Genomic DNA, 1,623 nt, shown 5'->3' on the forward strand with positions numbered 1-1,623 from the left:
TGGTGCGATCGACTAGAAGTATTACTCCCTAGAAAGGAGGTGATCCAGCCGCACCTTCCGATACGGCTACCTTGTTACGACTTCACCCCAATCATCTGTCCCACCTTCGGCGGCTGGCTCCAAAAGGTTACCTCACCGACTTCGGGTGTTACAAACTCTCGTGGTGTGACGGGCGGTGTGTACAAGGCCCGGGAACGTATTCACCGCGGCATGCTGATCCGCGATTACTAGCAATTCCAGCTTCATGCAGGCGAGTTGCAGCCTACAATCCGAACTGAGAATGGCTTTATGGGATTGGCTTCACCTCGCGGCTTCGCAACCCTTTGTACCATCCATTGTAGCACGTGTGTAGCCCAGGTCATAAGGGGCATGATGATTTGACGTCATCCCCACCTTCCTCCGGTTTGTCACCGGCAGTCACCTTAGAGTGCCCAACTAAATGCTGGCAACTAAGGTCAAGGGTTGCGCTCGTTGCGGGACTTAACCCAACATCTCACGACACGAGCTGACGACAACCATGCACCACCTGTCACTTTGCCCCCGAAGGGGAAGCTCTGTCTCCAGAGTGGTCAAAGGATGTCAAGACCTGGTAAGGTTCTTCGCGTTGCTTCGAATTAAACCACATGCTCCACTGCTTGTGCGGGCCCCCGTCAATTCCTTTGAGTTTCAGCCTTGCGGCCGTACTCCCCAGGCGGAGTGCTTAATGTGTTAACTTCGGCACTACGGGCATCGAAACCCCTAACACCTAGCACTCATCGTTTACGGCGTGGACTACCAGGGTATCTAATCCTGTTTGCTCCCCACGCTTTCGCGCCTCAGCGTCAGTTACAGACCAGAGAGTCGCCTTCGCCACTGGTGTTCCTCCACATATCTACGCATTTCACCGCTACACGTGGAATTCCACTCTCCTCTTCTGTACTCAAGCCCCCCAGTTTCCAATGGCCGCTTGCGGTTGAGCCGCAAGATTTCACATCAGACTTAAGAGGCCGCCTGCGCGCGCTTTACGCCCAATAATTCCGGACAACGCTTGCCACCTACGTATTACCGCGGCTGCTGGCACGTAGTTAGCCGTGGCTTTCTGATGAGGTACCGTCAAGGTGCCAACCTATTTGAATGGCACTTGTTCTTCCCTCATAACAGAGCTTTACGAGCCGAAACCCTTCATCACTCACGCGGCGTTGCTCCGTCAGACTTTCGTCCATTGCGGAAGATTCCCTACTGCTGCCTCCCGTAGGAGTCTGGGCCGTGTCTCAGTCCCAGTGTGGCCGATCACCCTCTCAGGTCGGCTACGCATCGTCGCCTTGGGGAGCCGTTACCTCTCCAACTAGCTAATGCGCCGCGGGCCCATCTTAACGTGAGAGCCAGAGGCCCTCTTTTAATCTCGCACCAGGAGGTGCTAGATGTTATCCGGTATTAGCCCCGGTTTCCCGGAGTTATCCCAGTCGTTAAGGCAGGTTGCCCACGTGTTACTCACCCGTCCGCCGCTAACGATTGAAGAGCAAGCTCTTCAATCGTCCGCTCGACTTGCATGTATTAGGCACGCCGCCAGCGTTCGTCCTGAGCCAGGATCAAACTCTCCATAAAAGTGGATGAGCTGATTGCTCATTGCTGACTTGCTTTGCG

Annotated in this window: 1 rRNA gene; it reads right to left on the reverse strand. The window is 54.8% G+C overall.

What is annotated here, in order from left to right:
• Nucleotides 1-32: 32 nt before the first annotated feature.
• Nucleotides 33-1,584, reverse strand: a 16S ribosomal RNA gene (locus tag FN960_RS20630).
• Between the last annotated feature and the right edge of the window lie 39 nt (nt 1,585-1,623).

The organism is Alkalicoccobacillus porphyridii (assembly GCF_007293315.1).
In the GTDB taxonomy this organism is placed as follows: Bacteria; Bacillota; Bacilli; order Bacillales; family Bacillaceae_D; genus Alkalicoccobacillus; species Alkalicoccobacillus porphyridii.